16 protein-coding genes and 1 pseudogene are annotated in these 21,493 nt (G+C 44.8%); 14 read left to right on the top strand and 3 right to left on the bottom strand.

What is annotated here, in order from left to right:
- Window positions 1–26: 26 nt before the first annotated feature.
- The 12 genes from R8N49_RS12535 (at window position 27) to R8N49_RS12480 (ending at window position 16,180) form a co-directional block, all read left to right on the top strand.
- Entirely contained in the window at window positions 27–1,094 is a 1,068-nt protein-coding gene (locus tag R8N49_RS12535) for a class I SAM-dependent methyltransferase (RefSeq protein WP_053307501.1), read from the top strand.
- Between the two features lie 7 nt (window positions 1,095–1,101).
- Window positions 1,102–2,346, top strand: a complete 1,245-nt coding sequence (locus tag R8N49_RS12530; protein WP_025766964.1) for an NAD(P)/FAD-dependent oxidoreductase — start codon at window positions 1,102–1,104, stop codon at window positions 2,344–2,346.
- 211 nt (window positions 2,347–2,557) lie between these two features.
- The gene (locus R8N49_RS12525) at window positions 2,558–3,298 is read left to right on the top strand and encodes a transglycosylase SLT domain-containing protein (protein WP_318189996.1); all 741 of its coding nucleotides are present in this window, start codon (window positions 2,558–2,560) and stop codon (window positions 3,296–3,298) included.
- Between the two features lie 99 nt (window positions 3,299–3,397).
- The gene (locus R8N49_RS12520; protein WP_005382264.1) at window positions 3,398–4,606 is read left to right on the top strand and encodes a DEAD/DEAH box helicase; all 1,209 of its coding nucleotides are present in this window, start codon (window positions 3,398–3,400) and stop codon (window positions 4,604–4,606) included.
- 250 nt (window positions 4,607–4,856) lie between these two features.
- Window positions 4,857–5,519 (top strand): potassium channel family protein, encoded by a 663-nt coding sequence (locus R8N49_RS12515; protein WP_005388291.1) that lies wholly within the window; start codon window positions 4,857–4,859, stop codon window positions 5,517–5,519.
- The gene (locus R8N49_RS12510; protein ID WP_064353721.1) at window positions 5,516–6,883 is read left to right on the top strand and encodes a TrkH family potassium uptake protein; all 1,368 of its coding nucleotides are present in this window, start codon (window positions 5,516–5,518) and stop codon (window positions 6,881–6,883) included. Before R8N49_RS12515 ends, R8N49_RS12510 begins: the two co-directional genes overlap by 4 nt.
- A gap of 360 nt (window positions 6,884–7,243) precedes the next feature.
- Window positions 7,244–10,228 carry a M6 family metalloprotease domain-containing protein gene (locus R8N49_RS12505; protein ID WP_186584413.1) on the top strand — a complete coding sequence of 995 codons (2,985 nt, stop codon included), beginning with the start codon at window positions 7,244–7,246 and terminating at the stop codon, window positions 10,226–10,228.
- A 172-nt stretch (window positions 10,229–10,400) separates the two neighbouring features.
- Window positions 10,401–11,213 carry a sugar transporter gene (locus R8N49_RS12500; RefSeq protein ID WP_318189995.1) on the top strand — a complete coding sequence of 271 codons (813 nt, stop codon included), beginning with the start codon at window positions 10,401–10,403 and terminating at the stop codon, window positions 11,211–11,213.
- A gap of 176 nt (window positions 11,214–11,389) precedes the next feature.
- On the top strand, window positions 11,390–12,859 hold the full coding sequence (locus tag R8N49_RS12495) for a protein adenylyltransferase SelO (RefSeq protein WP_053303268.1): 1,470 nt from the start codon (window positions 11,390–11,392) through the stop codon (window positions 12,857–12,859).
- A gap of 212 nt (window positions 12,860–13,071) precedes the next feature.
- Window positions 13,072–14,070 (top strand): TRAP transporter substrate-binding protein, encoded by a 999-nt coding sequence (locus R8N49_RS12490; protein ID WP_130546585.1) that lies wholly within the window; start codon window positions 13,072–13,074, stop codon window positions 14,068–14,070.
- Between the two features lie 70 nt (window positions 14,071–14,140).
- Window positions 14,141–14,815: a TRAP transporter small permease gene (locus tag R8N49_RS12485; RefSeq protein ID WP_005384308.1), complete on the top strand. Its 675-nt coding sequence runs from the start codon at window positions 14,141–14,143 to the stop codon at window positions 14,813–14,815.
- Window positions 14,816–14,818: 3 nt separating this feature from the next.
- Window positions 14,819–16,180 (top strand): TRAP transporter large permease, encoded by a 1,362-nt coding sequence (locus R8N49_RS12480; protein WP_171346064.1) that lies wholly within the window; start codon window positions 14,819–14,821, stop codon window positions 16,178–16,180.
- A gap of 33 nt (window positions 16,181–16,213) precedes the next feature.
- On the opposite strand, the gene R8N49_RS12475 is transcribed toward R8N49_RS12480, so the two are convergent.
- The 3 genes from R8N49_RS12475 to R8N49_RS12465 all read right to left on the bottom strand — a co-directional run bounded on the left by R8N49_RS12475 (window position 16,214) and on the right by R8N49_RS12465 (window position 19,622).
- Window positions 16,214–16,396, bottom strand: coding sequence for a hypothetical protein (locus R8N49_RS12475; protein WP_021034161.1), 183 nt, complete (start codon window positions 16,394–16,396; stop codon window positions 16,214–16,216).
- Between the two features lie 78 nt (window positions 16,397–16,474).
- Complete coding sequence (locus R8N49_RS12470) at window positions 16,475–17,812, bottom strand: sigma-54-dependent transcriptional regulator (protein ID WP_005382254.1); 1,338 nt, start codon at window positions 17,810–17,812, stop codon at window positions 16,475–16,477.
- 4 nt (window positions 17,813–17,816) lie between these two features.
- Complete coding sequence (locus R8N49_RS12465; protein ID WP_171346065.1) at window positions 17,817–19,622, bottom strand: sensor histidine kinase; 1,806 nt, start codon at window positions 19,620–19,622, stop codon at window positions 17,817–17,819.
- A gap of 39 nt (window positions 19,623–19,661) precedes the next feature.
- Between R8N49_RS12465 and R8N49_RS12460 the strand changes: the two are divergent.
- Together R8N49_RS12460 and tig are read left to right on the top strand one after the other, a co-directional pair.
- Window positions 19,662–19,874 (top strand): annotated as a pseudogene (locus R8N49_RS12460) (hypothetical protein).
- Window positions 19,875–20,148: 274 nt separating this feature from the next.
- Window positions 20,149–21,456: a trigger factor gene (tig, locus tag R8N49_RS12455; protein WP_005382251.1), complete on the top strand. Its 1,308-nt coding sequence runs from the start codon at window positions 20,149–20,151 to the stop codon at window positions 21,454–21,456.
- The last annotated feature ends 37 nt before the right edge of the window (window positions 21,457–21,493 follow it).

Here is a 21,493-nt window from a genome sequence, read left to right as displayed (position 1 = left end):
ACTATTAATTGCAGTTAGGTTTTTCCGTGTTAAATCAAAATAATGACCCTTTTAATGCTTTTGAAGCGAAGACAGAAGCTCAGAAGTTATCTTTTGCACCAATCGTGTTCCAGACCGCCAAAACGCTTCGAGATTTAGGTATTTTAGCCGCTTTAGACAGCGCTGGCGCACAAGGCATGAGTGCCACAGATATTGCCGAGAAAACGGGAGTATCAGAATATGGTGTTAAAGTACTGTTGGATATGGCGATTAGTGCGCATATTGTTTTATGGGAACGACCTAACTATTCGCTTGCAAACCTTGGTTTTTACCTTCTTCATGATGGTATGACGAATGCAAACATGGATTTTACGGCAGATGTTTGTTACGCCGCGATGATGCATTTGACGGAAGCAATTCAAGAAGGTAAACCGTCTGGTTTGAAAGAGTTGGGCAATTGGGAGACCATCTATCAAGGTCTATCGACGTTACCAGAACAAGCCAAACAGAGCTGGTTTAAGTTCGATCATTTCTATTCGGATCGCTCGTTCCCACTTCTGCTTAAAGAGGTATTTGCAAGCAAGCCAAAGCATCTTGTGGATATTGGCGGAAATACGGGAAAATGGGCGATTCAGTGTTGTAAACATGACCCTGACGTTCAAGTGACGATTGTTGATTTACCGCAACAATTAGAAGTAGCGATGAAGAATGTTTCAGAAAACCAGTTCGTCGAGCGTGTACGTCCATACCCTGCAAACATGCTTGATAAAGCACAAACATTGCCTGAGCATGCTGACGTATGGTGGATGAGCCAGTTCTTGGATTGCTTTTCCCCAATTGAGATCCTCAATATCCTTAAAAAAGTTAAAGCCCAGTTAACGAAGGGAGATACTATTTACGTATTGGAGCTGTTTTGGGATGCTCAAAAATACGCGGGAGCTTCCTATAGCCTTAATGCCACTTCTCTTTATTTTACCTGTTTAGCTAACGGTAATAGTCGCTTTTATCGCAGTGATGATTTCTTAGAAATTGTCGAAGCGGCAGGTTTATCTGTCGTTGAAAGAACCGACAATATTGGCCTTGGTCATACCTTATTAAAACTACAAGCAAACTAAATTCAGAATGAAAACAGAGCTCAAGCAAGTTGTTGTCGTAGGAGCGGGGCCATCAGGTTCAACCGTTTCTGCCTTATTAAAATCGCGTGGCATAGATGTTGTTGTCTTAGAAAAAGCGACTTTTCCACGTTTTTCCATAGGAGAAAGCCTACTCCCTGCATGTATGGAAGTTGTTGAACAAGCAGGAATGACCAATGCAGTAAAGCAGTTTGGCTTCCAGTATAAAGATGGTGCTGCATTTCGTCGTAATGGCGTATACACCCAGTTCGACTTTACAAACAAATACACGCCAGGACCGGGCACGACGTTTCAGGTTCAACGTGCCAGCTTTGATAAAGTATTGGCAGATAGCGCTGAAGAGCAAGGCGTAGAGATTCGCTATCAGCATGAACTGCTCAATCTAGTGTTTGAAGGGAAAAAGTCTCGATTAGAAGTGCTCGACTCAAATAAGAAGGCTTATCAAATCGAAGCAGATTTTGTGTTGGATGCAAGTGGCTTTGGGCGTGTTTTGCCACGCTTGTTGGAGCTAGAAGAACCTTCTTGTCTTCCGCCTAGAAAAGCGATCTTTACCCATATCGAAGATCATATCTCTCCCCAAGAGCCGGAATACGACCGCAACAAAATTTTAATTTCAGTTCATCCTGAAAATCACGACGTATGGTACTGGCTAATCCCATTCTCTAATGGTACTTGTTCGTTTGGTGTGGTGGGTGAGCCAGAATTTTTCGAACAATACCCAGAAGATAAGATTGCAGCGTTGCAGCAGTTAGCCAATGAAGAGCCGGGTTTGGCTTCTTTGTTGCGAAATGCGAATTACCCGAATCCAGCAGGCGAGTTGGGTGGCTATTCTGCTAACGTCAAACGTTTAGCGACAGAGCACTACGCGTTGCTTGGTAATGCAGGTGAGTTTCTTGATCCTGTATTTTCATCGGGTGTCACTATCGCCATGAAATCGGCAGAGTTTGCAGCGGACTGCGTGGTTCGTCAGCTGAATGGTGAAAAGGTTGGTTGGCAAGAAGAGTACTCGCAACGCTTAATGGTGGGAGTGAACACATTCCGCACTTATGTGGAAGGCTGGTACAACGGCACGTTGCAAGATGTGATTTTCTATCAAAACCCGAACCCACGTATTAAACAGATGATTAGTGCGATTTTGGCTGGATATGCTTGGGATACGAATAATCCTTACGTAAAACAAAGTGAGCAGCGTTTGTCGACGCTTGCAGAACTGGTTCGGGAAGCTGAACTGTAAGAATATACATTCGCTTATCCGAGAATCAGTAAACCTAGGTCTTACCAAAAAAATTGGTAAGACCTTTTTAATGCCTCTTTACTTTTACTTCTAGCGTGTTGGAGACACATTGACCACTTACATCGGTGTGTATCGAATTTGAGAATTTTTATGGTGACATTGATCACATCTAGAATTCCTGTTGCTGATATTTATATTAAATTTGTAGGAAATGGATTACATTCTGGGAGTGTTCCCTACATCTGGCTTCGTTGTGAAAACGGTTTATAAGCAACTGTATAAGTTAGTAAAGTTCCAAAAACTACACCAAAAAAAAGACAAGTTTCTTACCAAATCAATTCGCTTGGTGAGTTCGAGCCATCGACTACGCCAAACGCTTCCTCTACTTTCTAAAATTGTCGAAGAACATGACGCATCAACGGTCTCTTCGATTGCAGATCCCGAGAACGCGGTAGCGTGGGGAGGTAAAGTTTCTCCAGAGTTCAAATCTAAAGTCATCCGTATTAGTAAAGAGCTAAAGATCAATCATAATCATCTTATGGCGTGCATGGCATTTGAAACTGCTGAAACTTTCAGTCCAAGCATCAAAAATGGTTCCGGAAGCGGGGCTACAGGGTTAATTCAATTTATGCCCTCTACCGCAGAGTCATTAGGAGTGAACACAAAGACTCTTGCGAGAATGAGCGCGCTTGAACAACTTGACTATGTGAAAGCGTACTATTGGCCCTATCGAAATAAAATTAATAGCTTAGAAGATGCTTACATGGCCATTCTCTACCCTGCTGCGATTGGTAAACCGCCGTCTTTCGTTTTGTTCAGACAAGGCTCAATTGCCTATCGACAGAGTGCAGGTATCGACCGCCACAAAACGGGGAAAATCACGCTTAATGATGTTTCCTACAAAGTGAGGAAAAAATTAGAAAAAGGTTTGCAGCCCAATTTCATGGGCTAAGATTGTGTCATGTTCCTAGTTTTTCGCGCATGAATCCTTCTGTTACTTCACGGGGATTCTGATACACTACGCGCCCATTTCCTCTGTTGAGACCTTTCTATGCCATTTTCTAAGCTTGGTTTAAGCGCATCGATTGCTGATGCAGTAAAAGCGCTAGGTTATGAAAAACCCACATCTATCCAACAAAAAGCCATTCCAATCGTATTGCGTGGCCGCAATTTAATTGCAGCAGCGCAAACGGGCACAGGTAAAACGGCCAGTTTTGTTCTGCCAATCTTAGAAAAGCTTAGTCGAGGCGAAACGCAACGTAAAAAACGCGCTCGTGCGATTATCCTAACGCCAACACGCGAACTTGCGCTTCAGGTTCATCAAAGTATTGAAGCTTATGGTAAAAACTTACCATTACGCTCAATGGCGATGTTTGGTGGTGTGGATTATGCACCACAAAAACAAGCCTTGATCGAGGGTGTCGATATTGTGGTAAGCACGCCTGGGCGCTTGATTGATCTGTACGGTCAACGCGCGATTCACTTTGATGAAGTGGAAATGCTAGTGCTTGATGAAGCCGACAAAATGTTGGATATGGGATTCATCGATGCGATCGACAAAATCGTCGACTGTATGCCAGAACATGTGCAAAGTTTGCTGTTCTCAGCGACGTTATCTAACCCTGTTCGTGACTTGGCGAAAAATGCGATTATTGATCCTGAAGAGATCACGATTGCAAAGCACAGTGCCTCAAAATCAAATATTAAACAGTGGATCACGACCGTCGATAAAGACATGAAGTCGTCGCTGTTAAGTCACTTGCTTAAAGAAAATGACTGGTCGCAAGTACTGGTATTTATTGAAACTAAACACGGCGCAGCCAAACTGGTAAGCCAACTTGAGAAACGTGGCATTGTGGCAGAAGCATTCCACAGTGGCCGTAATCAGCGTGTTCGCCAGGAATTAATAGAAAAGTTTAAAGCGGGTGAAATCCAGTACTTAGTCGCAACCGGCGTTGCTGCGCGCGGTATTGATATTGATAATCTGCCAGTTGTCATCAACTACGATTTACCTTACCCGGCGGATGAGTATGTACATCGTATTGGTCGTACAGGTCGTGCTGGCGCGAAAGGTGAGGCGATATCACTGGTTTCAAAAGACGACTTTAAGAACCTCTGCATGATTGAAAGTCGTTTAGGGCACTTGCTAGAGCGAGTGGAAATTGAAGGTTTTGCGCCAAGAAAGCCAGTACCAATTTCAATTTTAAATTACGTGCCTAAGAATAAACGTAAACCGCACGATAAGCGCGAATCAAAATAGCCAGTTTATCCCATGATCTAAAAGCCGCATTCTTGCGGCTTTTTGCGTTTTAAGGCATCCAATTATGTAGCCATCGCGACGGTTTCTATTCGGTAATGAGGAAAAAAGTTAATCAGTGTCATACGCTTAACACGTAAAGTGAATCAAGGTGCGTTAAGCTTTTGTCAATTATCTGTCCGCAGGTTTGCACAAGGTAAGGAATGGGCGCAAACTTTTTTGCTTGCTAATGAATGCATAAGATGGGGCACAAATGAAAACAGGTGATAAGCAATTCGCCGTTATTGGTCTTGGCCGATTTGGTTTGGCAGTGTGTAAAGAGTTACAAGATTCAGGCGCTCAAGTTTTAGCCGTTGACATCAACGAAGACAGAGTTAAAGAAGCCGCCAGTTTTGTTAGTCAGGCGGTTGTGGCTAACTGTACTCACGAAGAGACGGTTGCTGAGCTCAAACTTGATGATTACGACATGGTGATGATTGCCATCGGAGCGGATGTCAATGCCAGTATTCTTGCGACATTGATTGCTAAAGAGGCGGGAGTAAAGTCAGTATGGGTTAAAGCCAACGACCGTTTCCAAGCTCGTGTTCTGCAAAAAATTGGCGCAGACCACATTATCATGCCTGAGCGTGACATGGGGATACGTGTCGCGCGTAAAATGCTCGATAAACGGGTTCTTGAGTTCCACCCATTAGGCAGTGGCTTAGCTATGACGGAGTTTGTGATTGGCTCTCGTTGGATGGGTAAGACACTAAGTGATTTGGCTCTGTGCAAAGTCGATGGCGTGCAAGTGCTAGGGTTTAAACGGGGCCCAGAAATTACCAAGGCACCTGACCTTAATACCACACTAGAAATTGGTGACCTAATTATTGTGGTCGGCCCTCAAGATGCGCTCGCAAATAAATTAAAATCGCTATGACGTATTTTCATCAGAAAGGTGTTTTTTACGCACCAGATGGTAAACAAGAGAAAGCGAAAGGCAACGAACCGCGAATTATATTGCTCAGTTTTCTCGGTGTTTTACTGCCTTCTGCGGTATTGCTAACCTTGCCAGTTTTTTCTGTTACGGGACTGTCGATAACGGATGCTTTGTTTACCGCAACGTCCGCTATTAGTGTGACAGGGCTTGGTGTTGTCGATACTGGGCAACACTTTACGCTTGCGGGCAAAATCTTGCTGATGTTTTTAATGCAAATCGGTGGGTTGGGGCAGATGACTTTGTCGGCGGTCTTACTCTATATGTTCGGCGTGCGTTTGAGTTTGCGTCAACAAGCGCTGGCGAAAGAAGCATTAGGGCAAGATCGGCAAGTCAATCTAAACCGACTAGTAAAGCGGATTGTTGTTTTCGCGCTTGTTGCAGAAACGATCGGGTTTATTTTTCTCTCTATCCGCTGGGTCCCTGAAATGGGCTGGAAGACTGGTATGTTTTACGCCTTGTTTCATGCAATTTCTGCATTTAACAACGCTGGGTTCGCGCTGTTTTCTGACAGTATGATGAGCTTTGTGAATGATCCGTTGGTTATCTTTACACTGGCGGGGCTATTCATTTTTGGCGGGCTTGGTTTTACTGTTGTGGGTGACATCTGGCTAAACTGGCGCAAAGGTTTCCACTTTTTGCATCTTCACACCAAAATCATGCTGATTGCGACACCGATATTGCTCTTAGTCGGAACGATGATGTTTTGGTTACTTGAGCGAAGCAACCCAAACACAATGGCGTCTTTACCTGCAACAGGGCAATGGTTGGCGGCATTCTTTCAATCTGCGAGTGCGCGAACGGCAGGGTTTAATAGTGTTGACTTGGCGTTGTTTACCCAGCCGGCCTTACTGGTCATGATTGTTCTGATGTTAATTGGAGCGGGTTCCACCTCAACGGGGGGCGGTATTAAAGTTTCCACATTTGCTGTTGCGTTTATGGCTACGTGGACCTTTTTACGCCAAAAGAAACATGTGGTTATGTTTAAGCGAACCATAAATTGGCAAACTGTGACTAAGTCATTGGCAATTATCGTTGTGAGCGGAGCCATCCTGACAAGCGCAATGTTTTTATTGATGCTTACCGAGAAGGCCAGCTTTGATAAAGTTATGTTTGAAACCATTTCCGCATTTGCCACAGTGGGGCTCACCGCCGGTTTGACTGCGGAACTTTCTGAACCTGGTAAATACATTATGATCGTGGTGATGATCATTGGTCGTATTGGGCCGCTCACGCTTGCCTATATGTTGGCACGTCCTGAACCTACCTTGGTCAAATACCCAGAAGACGCCGTTCTTACAGGTTAATATAGCGTTAAACAATGGCCGCGCGACCATTACGAGCATTGATTAATAGCAGTGCTCGTACATTTATAGAATATGTGGAATGTTGCCCAGTTTTACCTACAAATTCGTAGAAGTTCATTTCTTCTTCCTTTCGTTTCGATACTATTCATTCACTCAATTTATATTCTCAGAAGCTACGCTCATAACAGCGTTTTGGAATCCGACGCTTTTGTAGTGTGACACCAAACTACGTCGTGTTATCTGAGCGAATTGATACCAGCCTTCGTCAATAGTCACTCAGTCTTACTCTATGCCCATAGGGTTACTTTGTGTTTGTTGTGCTTGGTATTAATTAACGAATCGAAAAGATGGAGTCGTACTTTGAAATTCAACACACTCGCCATGGCTATGCTAACTGCGCTTCTTGCAGGGAAGAGCATGGCAACTACTCCGCCATCACCGGTTTGGCATACTATTGCGTTGAGCGATGGTAGTTCCAGTGAGGCAATTCTACGTGGAACGGCAGATTTCCACTGGTTTGAAGATAAGCAGGGCAATGCCTTACTTCAGGAAGACGGCGTTTGGTTTTTCGCGCGGATTCAGCGCGAGTCAGACACGCCAATATTGATCTCGACAGGTGTGGTGAAAACGCAGTCGAGTGAGCCACCTGAGTCGGCGAGGTTTCGCCCGGATTTACAAGTTAAACCGCAATTATCTTCTCTAAAAACCATTGAACCGATGGCACGAAAAAACCTACTGCGTTCGGCGCAAGGTTACCAGGCGATGAGCAGTTCAACGGTGAAGCAGCAGCCCCTATTGGTTGTGCAAGTTTCGTTTGATGACCAAGCAATGGTGCACGATTTTGAGCAACGCGTATTTAATACCAATGGTCAAAGCGTTGTGGATTACTTTGATAAAAACTCTCAAGGTAAATTCAAAGTTGTTCCTGCACTTGAGAGTTACGGCACCGCCAATGACGGTGTGATAGATGTGACTGTGGCACAAAGCCACCCTAACTGTCACTCTAGTTCTACTGATAAGACATGCACCGCCAAGTTGAATGCGGTTTTCACCGAGGCTTATCAAAAACTGGATCCATACTTTAATCTTTCGGCCTACGACAGCAATCAAAATGGTACCGTAGAACCGTCAGAACTCTCTGTCATGTTTATTTTTGCGGGGGGCGATCGTTCAACAGGGGTTCTCAACCGTCCTGCTATTTGGCCGCACAAATTCTCTCACGATGATGTCACACTAGATGGTAAAAAGATCACAGACTATTGTGTGTTCGCTGACTATCAAGTTGATCATCAAGCGACCTTGGGCGTGATCGTACACGAGCTTGGCCACTTAATGCTTGGCTTACCGGATTTGTACGCAAGGAACAGTGATGCCTCGATCGGCTCTTGGGGCGTGATGGGTGGCGGTTCATGGGCGCAGAAACCGGGAGATTCATACGCTGGTGACACTCCGGTGAACATGAGTGCATGGAGCAAACACGCTGCTGGTTTTGTTGTACCAACGGTAACTCATGAAAGTCCAGCGCCTATTTCTGTGAACAACGACGATGTCAAGCTGGTGTATCTCGACCCGTACTTGAAAGAGTTTGGCCCACGTGTTTACTTGGAAAATCGCACCTTTAGCGGTTACGACCGAGCATTGGCGGCTGAAGGTATCCTGGCGACGTCGGTCAATGTCCAGAACCGCTTTAATGATGTTGGCGCGATGCAGGTTCAAATCATGCAGGCTGATGGTCTGAATGAGTTAGAAAATGGTGGTAGGAGTGACGCTGACGATTTGTACCCTAATGGTGGCAATGTCATTTCAGATACATCGACCCCGGGTCTGAGAACGATCACAGGGTTTGATACTGGGGTTCGTATTTCCAACATTGCCAGCAACACCAACGGTGGTAGTTTTTCTCTTGAACATACAAACGAACCAAATAAGTCAGCATGGCTGAACTCTCTTCACCAAGGTTATGTGTACGCGAGTGGGAGTAACACTCTGGCGGTGCCACTGGACTTGAATCGTGATACAGAGCTTGATGGCCTTCAACTTTACGCGCAAAGAGATAGCGCTCAAAGTGACATGACTTATCGAGTTTGGCGATTCCCATTTTCTGGAAACATTGGCTATCGATTAATATTGAATCAAAACAACGCTGAGCTTTTACAGCAAGGTAACTTCCAAAAGTCATCTCGAATTTTATTCCCTCAATCAAGCCAATTGAGTGCGGGTCAGCATTTATTGGTCGTTGAATTGGAAGGCGGTCAATTTGATGCAAACTTTGATTTCGGTCGCTTGCTAAAAACTGAAAAAGCCTCTCTACCTGTAATGTGGACTGGTGATTACAGTGAGATTGGCACGTTTGGTCTAGAAAAAGCCGGGTTCTCTTATATTCCGTTTGCAGCATTATTAAATGTGGATGCGAGCAACTTGGTTGAAGCGAAATCTGATTCGTTACAAACCAATAAAAATACGCCAATCAAACTGAACCTGATGGACAATGATTTCATGGCGGTAGGGTATCAGTTCAATGTGGACATTGTGCAGAAGCCTGAGCACGGCACCATCTCTGGCAACCAGTACCAACCTGAAGCTAACTTCGTTGGTCTGGACACTTTCCAATATCGTTTGTTGTCGGTTGATGGTGCGTACTCATCTTCAATCGTGAATGTGCAAGTGGAAGTGCTTGGCAGCAACGAAGCGCCAGTGGCTGTGATTGATGTTGATAATAAAGACATGACGGTTGGGCAGCGAGTCACGTTGTCTGCGTTAAATAGTACGGATGCTGATGGTGATGTGTTGAGTTATAAATGGGAGCAGTTGGCTGGCACTTCAGTTTCTCCTGGCAATGCAACCAGTGTTAGCACAAGCTTTACGGTGCCTCAAGGTGCAAAAGCGGGTGAGGTTCTGACATTCCGTTTAACCGTGACTGACCCTAGTAATGAAACGTCCAGTGCTACCGTCGATTTAACCATGAAAAACGCAGCGCCAGTTACGCTTGCAGATACGGCGACCGTTGCCGTTGGTGAAAGTATTCTGATTGATGCAGCGAGCAATGATTCGGATGTGAACGGCGATAAACTGGTTGTAGAAAGTGTACAGAACGTAACGGGTGTGGGAAGTGCGAGTGTAGAGAATGGCAAAATCCGTTTTCAAGCACCGGATAGCCCTACTGACGGCATCAAGCTGCAATATACGGTTTCAGACGGTCATGGTGCCACTGCTACGGGTGAAGTTATCGTGACGGTTGTTGCTTCTTTGAAGACAACGACATTCAAGAACTCAGAAGGTAGCGGCAGTGTTTCTTATTGGGCTTTGATGTTACTTGCAACATTAGGCTGGCGACGTCGCGTCTAAAACGGTATTGAATTGCGGTATAAGCCACTCACATTGGGTGGCTTATTTTTTATCTGATTTATTTTGGTTTCGTTCTCATTATCTTATGAGATGTGTTTCTCATTATTTTTAAAGCGATTTTTCTACTCTGCGGTTACCCTAGGGGCCGATTTTTATGAACTAAGGATGTTATATGTCTACCGAGGGCTTTTCTGTTTCGGAAATATGCCGAGAAGCGGCAGTGATGGTCAGAAGGAATCTACTCGCAATTGTTATTGCTTGTATTCCGTTGATTATCGTGCACTCAATTTTTGCTTTTATGTATCCTGAAATGACGGGGCAAGATCAAGCTAACGTTCAAGAAGGCAATGTCTCAGGATTTTATTTCGTCACAATTATTTTGTACCCACTTGTTGCCGCTATGGCGGCTGTGCGTGTGCATCGAATTTATTTAGTCGGTGATTACATGCACTCGGCGTTGGATGTATTTCGTTTGTCAGTTCGAGAATTCCGTTTCATAGGCTGGTGGATACTGTTTGGACTGATGATGATGCTCGTTATTGGTATCCCGATCTTTGTGTTGTCGTTTATCTACATTGCAGAAAGTGGTGAAGCCGACTTTGTTGCTATGGCTATTATCACAACGATTGCAAGCGTTCCTGGCTATTGGGTAATGGCGCGATGGTCATTTGTGTTGCCAGCGACTGCAATGGATCATCAACCGCGCAGTTTGCGTCGTTCGTGGAACCAGAGCAGAGCATACAACAAACAAGTATTCATTTTGATGGGACTAATTCCATTGGGTGCGGGCTTGCTCAGTCCGCTGATCTTTAGCCACTTTACGAATCTCTTTATGTTGAGCCTCGTCGGTGTGGCCTATGGTATTTTTGGCGCGTACCAGCTGGCATTGTTATCGTTGAGCTATAAAACGGTAGTGGATATCGAACGCGCTCGTTTTGATACGACATCACAGCCACCAAAAACGGGTGAAGAATTTTCCGCTTAACCCTTTGATCGTTTTTACATGCTACCTCTGTTTAGGAGACGGTCTGCGGCAGGTTGATACCTTCCTGCCGCCTTCGCGTTATTCACGCAAAATACCCATGCCCATTTCATGGCTGAATGACAGGGACATTCACACGTATACTCACAACAGTACTTCTTTTTATTAAGGAACCCTACATGTCCATTTGGCAACGGGTCAATTTCACCCATCGCTTTAGTCAATTACCGTCAGCGTTCTATACGTTGGTCGAGCCACAACCCTTGGACAACACTCGCTGGGTCGCTTGGAATGGTGAGTTTGCACAGCAGTTTGGTTTACCAGAAGAGCAAAACGATGAGTTATTGGCGGTTTTTTCTGGGCTAAGTGAATTCGAACAATTTCGTCCTCTTGCGATGAAATATGCAGGCCATCAGTTTGGCGTTTACAACCCAGATTTGGGCGATGGACGTGGATTACTGTTGGCAGAAATTGAGCATCAGGATGGTACTTGGTTTGATCTTCACCTCAAAGGTGCAGGGCTAACGCCTTACTCGCGAATGGGGGATGGGCGAGCGGTATTACGCTCGACTATCCGTGAGTACCTGTGCAGTGAAGCCATGGCAGGCCTTGGGGTTCCCACGACACGTGCTCTCGGTATGATGGTCAGTGATACACCTGTTTATCGAGAAAAAACGGAATCGGGCGCTTTGTTACTTCGAATGGCTGAAACCCATGTTCGATTCGGTCACTTTGAGCATTTCTTTTACACCAACCAGTTAGCAGAGCAGAAGCTGTTGGCGGATAAGGTGATTGAGTGGCACTTTGCTGATTGTGCATCGGCGGAGAAACCATATGCCGCGATGTTTGACGCCATCGTGACTAAAACAGCCGAGATGATCGCATATTGGCAAGCTTTTGGTTTTGCGCATGGTGTGATGAATACCGATAACATGTCAATTCTTGGGCAAACTTTTGATTATGGTCCGTTTGGCTTTCTTGATGATTATGAGCCGGGATACATTTGTAATCATTCAGACTACCAGGGTCGTTACGCATTTGATCAACAGCCTAGAATTGCGCTTTGGAACCTGTCAGCACTGGCGCATGCGCTATCGCCACTCGTTGAACGAGAAGATTTAGAATCGTCGTTGAGTCAATTTGAAGTTCATTTAAGCCAGCAGTTCAGCCGCCTCATGCGTGAGAAGTTGGGCTTAAAAACCAAGATAGCGGAAGACGGGCGTTTGTTTGAAGCTATGTTTGAGCTTCTTCACCAGAACAAAACGGACTACACTCGCTTCTTCAGAACACTTTCAAACCTTGATAATGCGCCTTCCCAAGCCGTAATCGATTTATTTCTCGACCGAGAAGCTGCGCGAGCTTGGCTTGATCTGTACTTAGCTCGGTGTGAGCTAGAGGTTGATGAACTAGGGGGCCTGATTTCAACCGAACAGCGTTGCAAACAGATGCGTCAAGCCAATCCCAAATACATCTTGCGTAACTACTTGGCTCAGTTGGCGATTGATAAAGCGGAAGAAGGGGACTTTAGCGAATTACACCGATTGGCCGAACTGTTAAAACGCCCATTTGATGAGCAACCCGAGTTTGATGATTACGCGAAATTGCCGCCGGAATGGGGGAAGAAAATGGAGATAAGCTGTTCTTCATAAATGGGTCATTTCCCACCCATTTGTATCTTTTTCTTGGGTGGAATTCACTCGTTACACTTCTGATTCATGTTAATGGGCTATGTTAATTTATTGAAATACATATAAATTTTAACATGGTCCATTAATTGCTCTTTGTTGAACATCCGTACCCATCGCCTAACACCTAGTTACTCATGGACGGGATGGGATGTGATTCAACAAGGAGAATAATAATGTTTAAGCCTCTAACTCTACTATCTGTCTCTGCACTTGCCGTTACCAGTTTTAATGCTGCCGCAAATTGTGACCCGGGTGAAACGGTCATCAAGTTTAGCCATGTAACGAATGCGGACAAACACCCTAAAGGCATCGCGGCTTCGTTACTTGAAAAGCGCGTCAACGAAGAGATGAACGGTAAAGTCTGTATGCAGGTGTTTCCTAACTCAACACTTTATGATGATGACAAAGTGTTGGAAGCGCTACTGAACGGTGATGTTCAACTCGCTGCTCCTTCTCTTTCTAAGTTTGAGAAATTCACCAAGAAGTACCGCCTTTTCGATCTCCCTTTCTTGTTCGATGATGTCGACGCGGTTGACCGTTTCCAAAACTCGGAAGCGGGTGAAAAGCTGAAAAATTCAATGAAACGTCGTGGCCTACAAGGCATTGCGTTTTGGCATAACGGCATGAAGCAAATGTCAGCCAACAAGCCGCTCATTTCTCCAACTGATGCTGAAGGACTTAAGTTCCGTGTTCAAGCGTCTGATGTACTCGTTGCTCAGTTTGAGCAGCTAGGTGCTAACCCACAAAAAATGTCGTTCAAAGAAGTTTACGGCGGCTTGCAAACTAAGGTTATTGATGGTCAAGAAAATACTTGGTCAAACATTTACGGCAAAAAATTCTTCGAAGTTCAAGATGGCATTACGGAAACGAACCACGGAATTTTGGATTACTTAGTTGTGACGTCAAACGACTTCTGGGAAAACCTACCAGATGATCAGCGCGAGCAGTTAAATACCATTATTCAAGAGGTAACTGCGCAGCGTAATGCTGAGTCAACCAAAGTAAACCTTGCGAATAAGAACAATATCATCGAAGCCGGTGGTGTGGTTCGTACTCTAACGCCAGAACAGCGCCAAGAGTGGGTCACTGCACTTCAACCAGTATGGAAGAAGTTCGAAAAAGACATTGGTTCTGACCTAATCGAAGCCGCTTTGGCGTCTAACCAAAAATAATAACACCTAGCACATTTAGCCCTCTCAAACTAAGGGGGCTCTTTCCCTCTACAGACGACGTGATGTAATTATGGAACAGACTTTTTTTGCCAAGGCTGGACGAATCACCGATGCCATTGAAGAGACTTTGATTGCTTTCTTCTTGGGTGCCATGACCTTGCTGACCTTTGCCAATGTCATCTTTCGTTATGTTTTTAACGACAATATTCTTTGGGCGCTTGAGCTCACCGTTTTCATGTTCGCATGGATGGTGTTGGTTGGCGCATCTTATGGTGTGAAAAAACACTTTCATATTGGTGTCGATGTCATTATTAACATCGTTCCGGAAGGTAAACGAAAAGCCCTTGCGCTTTTTGCAGCAATGTGTTGCTTAGCCTTCTCTATTTTGCTGTTAATTGGCGCTTGGAACTACTGGTATCCGTTCGCTACTGACCGAGCGTGGTATGAAACGGACGATATTCCGATGCCTGAAATACTCCAGTTCATGGCCGACTGGTTAAATGAGGGAGAGCGTTATGAAAAGCTGCCACGTTTTATTCCTTACTTCGCTTTGCCGCTTGGAATGGCGCTACTAACGTTTAGATTTGTTCAAGTCACGTGGCAAATCGCTACTGGTAAGCTCGATCGCTTGATTGCAGGACATGAAGCGGAGGAAGAGCTCGAATCTCTTAAAGCTGAGATGAGTGACGCTGAAGACGTAATGGCTCCAAAGGCCTCGCAAGACGCTAAAAACAAGGAGCAATAAGCCATGGATATCTTATTTCTATTTTTGATGGTAATTGGCTTTATGCTGGTTGGCGTGCCAATTGCTATTTCGCTGGGCCTTTCCAGTGTTCTTTTCCTTTTAATGCATTCGGATGCCTCTTTAGCGTCAGTTGCTCAAACGCTGTTTAATGCATTCGCGGGCCACTACACGCTATTGGCTATTCCATTCTTTATATTGGCTTCAAGCTTTATGTCGACGGGTGGCGTAGCAAAGCGGATCATTCGTTTCGCCATTGCCATTGTAGGCTGGTTCCGCGGCGGTTTGGCGATGGCTTCGGTTGTCGCGTGTATGATGTTTGCCGCGTTGTCAGGTTCCTCACCTGCAACGGTTGTTGCCATAGGTAGTATTGTTATCGCAGGTATGATCAAAAACGGTTACTCAAAAGAGTTTGCCTCTGGGGTAATTTGTAACGCAGGTACGCTAGGGATTTTGATCCCACCTTCGATTGTGATGGTGGTGTATGCAGCCGCAACGGATGTGTCAGTTGGACGTATGTTCCTTGGTGGTGTGATTCCCGGTTTGCTGGCGGGAATCATGTTGATGATCGCGATTTACATTGCCGCGAGAATCAAGAACCTTCCAAAGCAACCTTTTGTCGGTTGGAAAGAAACTTTTGATGCCGCCAAGGATGCAAGCTGGGGCTTGTTGTTGGTCGTCATCATTCTTGGTGGTATCTATGGCGGTATCTTTACGCCGACAGAAGCCGCTGCGGTTGCTGCTGTGTACTCATTCTTTATTGCTAACTTTGTATACAAAGACATGGGGCCATTTGCAGACAAGAAAAACACTAAACCTGCGCTCGTTAAAATCTTCCAAACCTTTGTTCATAAAGACACCAAACACACCCTGTATGAAGCGGGCAAACTCACCATCATGCTGCTGTTCATCATTGCTAATGCCTTAATTTTGAAGCATGTTTTAACGGAAGAACGCATCCCGCAAATGATCACCGAGTCGATGCTCTCGGCTGGTCTCGGACCCATCACTTTCTTGATTGTGGTGAACGTCTTGTTGTTGATTGGTGGTCAGTTTATGGAGCCATCAGGCTTGTTGATCATTGTTGCGCCGCTCGTGTTCCCAATTGCGATTGCATTAGGCATAGACCCAATTCACTTGGGCATAATGATGGTGGTGAATATGGAGATAGGAATGATAACGCCGCCCGTGGGTCTTAACTTATTTGTGACCGCTGGTGTTGCCAAAATGTCGATGATGAACGTAGTGAAGGCAGCATTACCCTGGGTTGGAGTGATGTTCTTATTCCTAATTATCGTCACATATGTACCATGGGTTTCGACTTGGTTGCCTACTACTTTGATGGGGCCGGAGATCATTACCAAGTAATGGAAGCCAGAAAGTAGAAAGAGGTGTGAGAATTCACACCTCTTCGTCTATTGACTTGTAGCAAGTTTTGCGCGGGTCTGAATTAATTCGACGTTCATAGTGTCGCCACCTCTTTTTATTTTTACGACGCTCTTCACCGAATCTTCTCTCTTCTTGATAGCAACCGTCTACGAGCACGGTATCTGTAACAATCGGTATTCTCACTTTTTCGTTCATATCTGTAACAACCATGATAAACCTGTTGTTAAAAATTATGATTCAAGTTGAATATAATGCCAGTTATCTGAACGTGTTTTATTTGTAAAGGTCTTTATTTATTTGGTAGCGCTGCATCTTGTCGTAAAGGGTTTTTCTTGGCACATTCAATTGGCACATTGTCTGTTTAATACTACCGTTGTTTTCTAATAAAGCGCCTTCAATGGCTGCTCTCTCAAACTCCGCTACTTGCTCTGCAAGGCTTGAGGAAGACTTAGCGACTGGGTTCGATTCTCCCAACTGAATTAACTTACCCAATAGCACAAAACGCTCTGCAGCATTTCTGAGTTCTCGAACATTGCCAGGCCAGTCATGGCTCATCAGTTGCGCTAGATCTTGGGGTGACAAGCTAGGTGAGCTTTTACCATAACGTGAAGCTGCTACCAACAGAAAGTGGTGAAAGAGGGCGGGAATATCTTCTTTTCGTTCGCGTAGTGGCGGGAGATCCAAGGTCACGACATTGAGCCGATAATAGAGATCCTGACGGAAAGTACCTTCTTCAGCTGCGTGTTTTAAATCGACCTTTGTTGCGGCAATCACTCGAATATCTAAAGGCAATAATTCATTGGAACCGACACGCTCAATCACGCGCTCTTGTAATACCCTCAATAAACGAATTTGGGCTTGGATAGGCATCGACTCGATCTCATCCAAGAAAAGTGTGCCGCCTTGTGCAAACTCAAATTTACCGATACGACGGCTTTCGGCGCCAGTGAATGCGCCTTTTTCATGGCCGTAGAGTTCACTCTCAATTAAGTTCTCTGGAACCGCTCCACAATTTACGGCGACAAAGTTTTGGTTCCGGCGAGAGCTTTGCTCATGTAAAGAGCGAGCGATTAACTCTTTCCCTGTACCGGTCTCACCAAACAATAAAATATCGGCGTCGGTATCGGCGATTTGGGTGATGGTCTCTCGTAATATTTGGATGCTAGAGGTTTCACCAATAACTCGTGGACCAAGGGTTTTACTGGCTTTAAGTGACAGGCGCAGTTTTTCATTTTCATTGGTTAGTTTGCGCTTCTCAATCGCCCGCTTAACCGTTTCAACCAAATGTTCTGGCGCAAAAGGTTTCTCAATGAAGTCGTAAGCGCCTTGATGAAGGGCTTGCACAGCCATGGAAATATCACCGTGTCCCGTGATCATGATGACGGGTAAGTTTGCATCGCGTTGAGTCAAAGTTGTCAGCATATCCATACCAGAAATGCCCGGCAAACAGATATCAGTGACCACGACGCCAGCTTCTTCTCCTTGCTGCATCGCTATTAAAGCCGATTCTGCATCCACAAAAAACTTGGCGTCGATATCCGCCAGTTCAAAGGTCTGTTCTATAGCGATTCTGAGATCGGCCTCATCATCAATAAAAAACACCTGACACATGATCTTATCCTTTTGATGGTTCAGTGTTGTAAGAAGTGATAGGTAAACACAATGAGAATCGAGCGCCGCCTTGTTCTCGATTATGGGCACATAATTTTCCATTCATACTGGCTAAGATTTGTTGCGAGATAGAGAGACCCAAACCTAAACCGTTCAGTTTAGTGGTTAGAAACGGCTCACATAAATCAGAAAGTGAGAAAGAGCCAAGCCCTGGGCCATTATCATCAACATGAATCCAAACCAAATCAGTGTGCTCATCGTGTTCTACAGATAATTCTACCTGTTTGTCTTGTTGTTCTTTGAGTGCTTCTATCGCATTAGTCAGTAAATTGACCAACACTTGCTCCAGTTGAATAGTATTGATCTGCACTTCAACATCATGCTCTGGCAAATTTGTTTCTAACGTAACGCGCCCTGATTTAAATGCGGGCTTCATCAGTTCTTTTACAGAGGCAATCACAGGGAACAATCGAGATTGAGCCAACTCGTCACCACTGGTTTTTTTGGCGAAAGAGCGAAGTTGCTGACTGATATTTGCCATACGGTCAGTGAGAGCAGAAATGCGAGTGAGATTATCTTCCACTCGCTCATATTTTTCTTTTTTTAGAAACAGCTTGCCGTTCTCCGCAAAGCTACGAATTGCCGCAAGTGGATTATTCAGTTCGTGGCTGATACTGGCCGACATTTGTCCTAACACCGCGAGTTTCGCTGCTTGCACCAATTCGTCTTGAGTAACGCGTAAAGTTTGCTCGGTATCGATACGCTGTGCGATCTCCGCTTGCAACTCGGCAGTCCGTGCCATGACTTGATATTCCAACTTTTGATTGGCTTCTTGTTGAATTCGTTCAAGTTGCAAGTGACGCTGTTGACGGTGATAGATAAGCTGACCAATTAAAAACAAAACCATGAATGCTAGAGTGAGTACAAAGATGTAACCCATGGTGAACCAAACGATCGACTGTTTAGGAGACAGCACACGAATAGTCAGTTTGAGTTCGGGAAGGGGCAGCGAAGAGACCACCAAGGTTCCTTTATTGTATGGGTAACCCTGTTTAAGCTCAGAATGCACCTCGTCCAAACTACCCACTAATCCAAGCGTTTCAATTGGCGCATCAAGATATTGTTGGCTTGCCCAAACTTGCTTTTTCTCTTTTTTTGTCAGTGGTTGTAAGCTTTTGAGTAGCCATTCACTTCGGCTACTCATGAAAACAATTCCGTATGGGTCGCTGGCGACAAAAACACTGTTAGGTTGCTGCCAGTTGTCCTCTATCTTACTTAGGTCCATCTTCACCACGACGACACCAAGTACACCGCCAGCGTATACGATGGGATAAGAATAGTAGTAGCCACGTTTACCAGATGTTGAGCCCAGTGCGTAGTATTGGCTTCTTTTGCCTACAATGGCTTGTTTGAAATAAGGGCGAAATGCAAAATTTCGCCCGATAAAGGAGCGCTCTTTACGCCAGTTGCTGGCTGCGATCGTTGTACCCCATTGATCGATTAAGTACGTATCCGCTGCTTCAATCACGCCATTAACGGATTCTAAATACCGATTAGTGATTTCCAGTTGCGCACTGTTGTTGGGGTGCTGAAGCGCTTGATAAAGAGGATCATCTTTAGCTAGAAGATTTGGGATATGGGCGTACTTATCGAGTTTATTTTTTATATGGCCAGAAAACTGCTCCAGCTGTGATTGGTGTTTATCAAGTAGAGATTGATAACTGGTCTGCCAAACCCAATGGCCACCGATAATTGCGCACAGGAAATAGAAAGCAAAAAATGTCAGCAGAATCCGTTTTTTTTGCGACATCCTTACACTCCTTACAACTTCCTTTGGTCACGTAAGAAAATGTTAATAGTTTGTAGGAAGGATTAGGGATTTAGTTTTCAACTCTGTGGAGTAAAACAAGAGCAAGATCTCTTTTTAGGCTTTTCGATAAAAAAACCGGTCGATTCTCTTGAAAAAGTCGCTATTGTCCCCATTCTAGATATGCTGGCGATGCTTAGACGGTGTCTGAATCGCATTTTTGAAGAAAAAATGGGTCAGCATTCGAGAATTTAGCGCAGACAATGTCCACATAGTGGCTATTGGCTCGACAGGGTTGCGACAGATCGCTAGAATGTCGCGTCTAAAAATTCTGTCCTGAGGCTAATAGGAGATACCTTTGGTTATTTTATCGAAGATATCACTGATTAGTCCGGTACTGACAACCAGTATCGATACTCGATTTTAAATTAGGTGTTCGGACAGAACACTACACAAGGATGAAGCGTAAGCTCCTCTGAGTTTCGCTCATACGCTCGGAAAACCGAGCCACTTTAGAGGTTTATATATAATGCAAGTTACTGTTGAAACGCTAGAGGGCCTAGAGCGCCGTCTAAACATTACTGTTCCAGCTGCAAACATCGAAGACGCTGTAACAGCTGAACTACGCAACATCGCTAAAAACCGTCGTTTCGATGGTTTCCGTAAGGGTAAAGTGCCTCTAAAAATGGTTGCTAAGATGTACGGCAAAGCAGTACGTCAAGACGTTCTTGGTGAAGTAATGCAACGCCACTTCATCGAAGCTATCGTTAAAGAGAAAATCAACCCAGCTGGCGCTCCAACTTTCGCTCCTGTAGAGAACAAAGAAGGTTCAGACCTAGTTTTCACTGCAACTTTTGAAGTTTACCCAGAAGTTGAGCTTAAAGGCCTAGAGAGCATCACTGTTGAAAAACCACTAACAGAAGTTAAAGATGCAGACGTAGAAGAGATGATCGATACTCTACGTAAGCAACAAGCAACTTGGGTTGAAGTTGAAGAAGCAGCAGAAGATGGCAAACGCGTAAGCATCGACTTCGTTGGTTCTATCGACGGTGAAGAGTTCGAAGGCGGTAAAGCTGAGAACTTCCCTCTAGAAATGGGTGCTGGTCGCATGATCCCTGGTTTCGAAGACGGTATCGCAGGTAAAACTGCTGGTATGGAATTCGACATCGACGTGACTTTCCCAGAAGATTACCACGCTGAAAACCTAAAAGGTAAAGCAGCTAAGTTCGCAATCAAAGTGAACAAAGTTGAAGCTCGTGAACTTCCAGAACTAAACGACGAGTTCGTTGCTAAGTTCGGTGTTGTTGAAGGTGGTGTTGAAGCACTTAAAGCTGAAGTTCGTAAGAACATGGAACGCGAACTTAAGCAAGCTGTTAAGAACCGCATCAAAGAGCAAGCGATTGACGGTCTAGTTGAGCAAAACGACATCAACGTACCATCAGCGCTTATCGAGCAAGAAATCCAAGTTCTACGTCAACAAGCTGCACAACGCTTCGGTGGTAACCCAGAAGCTGCTGCTCAGCTTCCACGTGAACTGTTCGAAGAACAAGCTAAACGTCGCGTAGTTGTTGGTCTTCTACTAGGTGAAGTAATCAAATCTGAAGAGCTAAAAGCGGACGACGAGAAAGTTAAAGCTCTAATCGAAGAAATGGCTACTGCATACGAAGATCCATCAGAAGTTATTGCTTACTACGAGCAAAACGAAGAAATGATGAACAACATGCGCAACGTAGCTCTAGAAGAGCAAGCAATCGACGCGATCATCGCTAAAGCACAGGTTTCTGAGAAAGAAGTAGGCTTCAACGAGCTACTTAACCAACAACAACCTGCTGCTTAATAAGCAATATCTTGCGTAGAAGGTTGACTTAACGTTA

It is taken from the genome of Vibrio sp. 1978 (genome assembly GCF_033344345.1).
This window is presented reverse-complemented; position numbering and strand designations above follow the sequence as displayed.

Excerpts from the sequence above, each read along its gene's own strand:
- R8N49_RS12530 (WP_025766964.1), top strand. The coding sequence starts at position 1,102 with ATGAAAACAGAGCTCAAGCAAGTTGTTGTCGTAGGAGCGGGGCCATCA.
- R8N49_RS12500 (WP_318189995.1), top strand. The coding sequence starts at position 10,401 with ATGTCTACCGAGGGCTTTTCTGTTTCGGAAATATGCCGAGAAGCGGCA.
- R8N49_RS12515 (WP_005388291.1), top strand. The coding sequence starts at position 4,857 with ATGAAAACAGGTGATAAGCAATTCGCCGTTATTGGTCTTGGCCGATTT.
- tig (WP_005382251.1), top strand. The coding sequence starts at position 20,149 with ATGCAAGTTACTGTTGAAACGCTAGAGGGCCTAGAGCGCCGTCTAAAC.
- R8N49_RS12475 (WP_021034161.1), bottom strand. The coding sequence starts at position 16,396 with ATGAACGAAAAAGTGAGAATACCGATTGTTACAGATACCGTGCTCGTA.
- R8N49_RS12485 (WP_005384308.1), top strand. The coding sequence starts at position 14,141 with ATGGAACAGACTTTTTTTGCCAAGGCTGGACGAATCACCGATGCCATT.
- R8N49_RS12490 (WP_130546585.1), top strand. The coding sequence starts at position 13,072 with ATGTTTAAGCCTCTAACTCTACTATCTGTCTCTGCACTTGCCGTTACC.
- R8N49_RS12525 (WP_318189996.1), top strand. The coding sequence starts at position 2,558 with ATGGATTACATTCTGGGAGTGTTCCCTACATCTGGCTTCGTTGTGAAA.
- R8N49_RS12495 (WP_053303268.1), top strand. The coding sequence starts at position 11,390 with ATGTCCATTTGGCAACGGGTCAATTTCACCCATCGCTTTAGTCAATTA.
- R8N49_RS12470 (WP_005382254.1), bottom strand. The coding sequence starts at position 17,812 with ATGTGTCAGGTGTTTTTTATTGATGATGAGGCCGATCTCAGAATCGCT.
- R8N49_RS12465 (WP_171346065.1), bottom strand. The coding sequence starts at position 19,622 with ATGTCGCAAAAAAAACGGATTCTGCTGACATTTTTTGCTTTCTATTTC.
- R8N49_RS12480 (WP_171346064.1), top strand. The coding sequence starts at position 14,819 with ATGGATATCTTATTTCTATTTTTGATGGTAATTGGCTTTATGCTGGTT.
- R8N49_RS12510 (WP_064353721.1), top strand. The coding sequence starts at position 5,516 with ATGACGTATTTTCATCAGAAAGGTGTTTTTTACGCACCAGATGGTAAA.
- R8N49_RS12520 (WP_005382264.1), top strand. The coding sequence starts at position 3,398 with ATGCCATTTTCTAAGCTTGGTTTAAGCGCATCGATTGCTGATGCAGTA.